Genomic DNA, 4,856 nt, shown 5'->3' on the forward strand with positions numbered 1-4,856 from the left:
GTACCGCAACCTCCGCCAGACGGTTCTCTTCGAGCACGCCACCCGTGGCCTCCTCGCCGAGGGCCACGGCCTGTTCCTGGAGATGAGCCCCCACCCGGTGCTCACGGTCCCGGTCCAGGCGACGATCGACGCCACGGACAGCCCGGCGGCCGCCCTCGGCTCCCTGCGCCGCGACGAAGGCGGCGCCGACCGCCTCGCCGCGTCCCTCGCGGAAGCCCACGTCCATGGCGCCGAGTTGGACTGGAAGGCCCTCCTCCCCGGCACGCACGCGACGATCGACCTGCCCACCTACCCCTTCCAGCGTCAGCACTACTGGCTGCACGCCGACTCCGCCGCCGGTGATGTCACCGCGGCCGGGCTCGACGACGCGGCCCACCCGCTCCTGGGTGCGGCGGTGCCGCTGGCCGACGGGGACGGGCATCTGCTCACCGGGCGGCTCTCGCTGCGCACGCACCCCTGGCTGGCCGACCACGCGGTGGCGGGCGCCGTGCTGCTGCCCGCGACCGCGTTCGTGGAGCTGGCGACGCGCGCGGGGGACCAGGTCGGCTGCGACCTGGTCGAAGAGCTCACCATGGAGACGCCGCTGGTCATCCCGGGGACGGGCGGCGTGCAGCTCCAGCTGACCGTGGGCCCCGCCGACGCCTTCGGGCGGCGGTCGCTGGCCTTCCACTCCCGGCCGGAGGCCGGACCCGGCGCGGACGGTACGGACGGCGCGGACGCCGAGCCGTGGGCCCGGCACGCCACCGGCGTGCTGACCGTGAGCACGGCCGCCGCCGCGCCCGGCGACTCCGACCTGGCCCAGTGGCCGCCGCGCGGCGCGGAGGCCGTCGGCGTCGAGGGCCTGTACGAGGAATTCGCCGCGGCGGACGTCCAGTACGGTCCCGCGTTCCAGGGCCTGCGCGGCGCCTGGCGGCGCGGCGACGAAGTGTTCGCCGAGGTGAGCGTCCCCGAGGACCGGCGCGACGAGGCGGGCCGCTTCGGCCTGCACCCCGTGCTCCTCGACGCGGCGCTGCAGGCGGCACACCTGGCACAGGACGACGCGCAGGAAGCCGCGCGGGGCGACGCGCAAGGATCCGGCGGCGACGAGGCCGGCGCGCCCCGCCTTCCCTTCTCCTGGAGCGACGTCTCCCTGTACGCGACCGGCGCGAAGTCCCTGCGCGTACGCCTGACCCGGTCCGGCAGCGGTGGCGACACCGTCTCCGTCCTGCTGGCCGACGAAACCGGAGCTCCCGTCGCCCGGATCGGCGCGCTGGTGTCCCGCACCGTCGACGCGCGTCGGGGCCTCGCCGTGCAGCGCACCCGCGTACCGCACCTGTACCGCGTCAACTGGGTGGCGGCGCCGGCCGCAGGCGCGGGCCTGGTCGGCTCCTGGGCCGTGTTCGGCGCGGGCGCCGCGCACGTGGCGGGCGCCCTGCGCGAGGACGGCGTCGACGTCACCCCGTACCCCGCCCTCGCCGACCTGGCCGCGGCGGTCGCCGACGGCACCGTGCCCGCGCCCGGCGTCGTGGTCGCCGCCCCCGACCTGACGGGGGAAGCCGACGCGGCTGCCGCTGACGACATCGCGGCCGCCGTGCACACCACCATCGCTGACGCGCTCGCCCTCGTCCAGGCGTGGCTCGCCGACGAACACCTCGCCGACGCGCGCCTGATCGTCCTGACGCGCGGCGCCGCCGCCGTCACCGCCGACGAGCCGGTGCCCGGCCTCGCGCACACCGCCGTACTCGGTCTGCTGCGCTCCGCGCAGTCGGAGGAGCCCGGCAGGTTCGTCCTCGCCGACGTCGACGGCGCGCCCGAGTCGCTGCGGGCGCTGCCCGCCGCGGCCGCGCACGGCGAGCCGGAGTGCGCCGTGCGCGCCGGTGCCGTGCTCGTCCCCCGGCTCACCCGCGACCTCGGCGAACCCGCCGAGGACCCGGCCGTCCTGGACACGTCCGGCACCGCCCTGGTGACCGGCGCCCCCGGCGGTCTCGGCGGCCTCGTCGCCCGGCACCTCGCGACCGAGCACGGCGTGCGGCACCTGCTGTTCCTCGGCCGCCGCGGCCCCGAAGCGCCCGGCGCCACCGAACTCGTCCAGCAGCTGGGTGAGTTGGGCGTCGGCATCGACCTCGTGGCCTGCGACGCCGCGGACCGGGACGCCCTCGCGGCCGCGCTGACCCGCGTACCCGACGAGCACCCGCTCACGGCGGTCGTCCACACCGCGGGCGTCTTCGACGACGGCATCACCTCCTCGCTCACCACCGAGCAGCTGGACCGCGTCCTGCGGCCCAAGGTCGACGCCGCCGTCAACCTGCGGGCGCTCACCGCGGACACCGGCCTCGCCGCGTTCGTCCTGTTCTCCTCCGTCGCGGGCGTCCTCGGCGGCGCGGGACAGGGCAACTACGCGGCGGGCAACACCTTCCTCGACGCCTACGCGCACACCCTGCGCGGCCAGGGCGTGCCCGCGACCTCGCTCGCCTGGGGCCTGTGGGCCGAACGCGGCGGCATGGCCGGGCAGATCACCGCCGACGACCTGGACCGGATGACCCGCTCCGGCGTCGCCCCGCTCGCCACCGAGCAGGGCCTCGGCCTGCTCGACGCCGCGCTCGGCCTGCGCGCCGCCGCCCTCGTGCCGGTGCGCCTGGACACCGCCGCGCTGCGTACCGCGCACGGCCCGCACCTGCCGCCGCTGCTCGGCGGCCTCGTCCCCGGCGGCCCCGCCCGACGCGCCGTCGCGGACCGGGACGGCGCGGACGGCGACACGCCCGCCCTGGTGCGCCGCCTGCGGGGCCTGCCGGGCGGCGAACGCGAACGGGCGCTCCTCGACCACGTGCGCGGCCAGGCCGCCGCCGTCCTCGGCTACGCGTCCGGCGACGACGTGGACGCCGAACGCGCCTTCCGCGACCTGGGCTTCGACTCGCTGACCGCCGTCGAGCTGCGCAACCGCCTGAAGGAGACGAGCGGCCTGCGGCTGCCCGCCACACTCGTCTTCGACTACGCCAACCCGCTCGCCCTGGCCCGCCACCTCGCCTCCGCACTGACCGACGGCGACGGCGACGGTGACGGCGGCCACGAGGCGACGGCGGGCGGCGCCCTGCCAGCCCCCACGCAGGAGCACCCGGACGAGCCCATCGCCATCGTCGCCATGAGCTGCCGCTTCCCCGGCGGCGTGGCGAACCCCGAGGACCTGTGGCGGCTCGTCGGCGCGGGCGCCGACGCCACCTCCGGACTGCCCGAGGGCCGCGGCTGGGACACCGCGGGCCTGTACGACCCGGACCCCGACCACCAGGGCACCACGTACTCGCGCGGCGGCGGCTTCCTGCACGAGGCCGGTGAGTTCGACGCCGCGTTCTTCGGCATCTCGCCGCGCGAGGCGCTCGCCATGGACCCGCAGCAGCGGCTCCTCCTGGAGACGGCGTGGGAGGCCTTCGAACGCGCCGGGATCGACCCGGCGGCCCTGCGCGGCAGCGCGGGCGGCGTCTTCGTCGGCGCCTCGTCGCAGGGCTACGGCGAAAGCCTGCGGGAGGTGCCCGACGGCCTCGAAGGCCACCTCATGACCGGCAACTCCACCAGCGTCATCTCCGGCCGCCTCGCCTACTCCTTCGGCCTCGAAGGCCCCGCGGTGACCGTCGACACGGCCTGCTCGTCCTCCCTCGTGGCCCTGCACCTCGCGGCGCAGGCGCTGCGCCAGGGCGAGTGCACCCTCGCCCTCGCGGGCGGCGCCACGGTCATGTCGACGCCCGACACCCTCGTCGCCTTCAGCCGCCAGCGCGGCCTGGCCGCGGACGGCCGCTGCAAGCCGTTCGCCCAGGACGCCGACGGCTTCGGCGTCGGCGAAGGCGTCGGCATGCTGGTCCTGGAGCGCCTTTCGGACGCGCGCCGCAACGGCCACAAGGTCCTCGCGGTCGTACGGGGCTCCGCCATCAACCAGGACGGCGCCAGCAACGGCCTGACCGCCCCCAACGGCCCGTCCCAGCAGCGCGTCATCCGCGCCGCCCTCACCAGCGCCCGCCTGACGGCCGCCGACGTGGACGCGGTGGAGGCGCACGGCACCGGCACGTCCCTCGGCGACCCCATCGAGGCCCAGGCCCTCATCGCCACGTACGGAAAGGACCGGCCCGACGACCGGGAGCCGCTGTGGCTCGGCTCCGTCAAGTCCAACATCGGGCACGCCCAGGCGGCCGCGGGCGTCGCGGGCGTCATCAAGATGGTCATGGCGATGCGGCACGGCGTCCTGCCGAAGACGCTGCACGTCGAGACACCGACGACCGAGGTCGACTGGTCCGAAGGGGCCGTCGAGCTGTTGACCGAGGCGCGCGAGTGGACCGCGCCGGAGACGGGGCGGCCGCGGCGCGCGGGCGTCTCCTCCTTCGGCATGAGCGGCACCAACGCGCACGTGATCGTGGAGCAGGCACCGGTGGAGGAACCACTTCCCGCCGACGCCGGCGACGGGCCCGCACCGACCGCCGCACCCTCGGTGGTCCCGGGTCTGATACCGCTGGCCCTGTCGGCGAAGAGCGAGAGCGCGCTGCGCGCGCAGGCGGACCGGCTGCGGGAGCGACTGCTCGCCGACGCGGACGACGACGGCACCGAAAGGACCGAAAGGATCGCCCTGACGGACGTCGGCTGGTCCCTGACGGTCACTCGTTCGCGGTTCGAGCACCGGGGCGTCGTCCTCGGCCGCGACCGCGAGGAACTGCTCGCCGCCCTTGAGCGGTTGGCGGAGGGCGACGCAGCGGCTGGTGGCGTGGTCGCGGGTCGTGCGGTGCCCGGTGCGGGTCGTGCGGTGTTCGTGTTCCCGGGGCAGGGTTCGCAGTGGGCCGGTATGGCGGTCGAACTCCTGGACTCCAGTCCGGTGTTCGCGGGGCGGATGCGGGAGTGCG

At 76.3% G+C, this 4,856-nt stretch carries 1 protein-coding gene; it reads left to right on the forward strand.

Features of this window, described 5'->3' with window-relative positions; translation table 11 throughout:
* On the forward strand, positions 1-4,856 hold a 4,856-nt coding region (locus IG74_RS0143880; RefSeq protein ID WP_030689255.1), incomplete at both ends, for a type I polyketide synthase.

Origin of the sequence: Streptomyces sp. NRRL B-1347 (assembly GCF_000720325.1) — a bacterium.
In the GTDB taxonomy this organism is placed as follows: Bacteria; Actinomycetota; Actinomycetes; order Streptomycetales; family Streptomycetaceae; genus Streptomyces.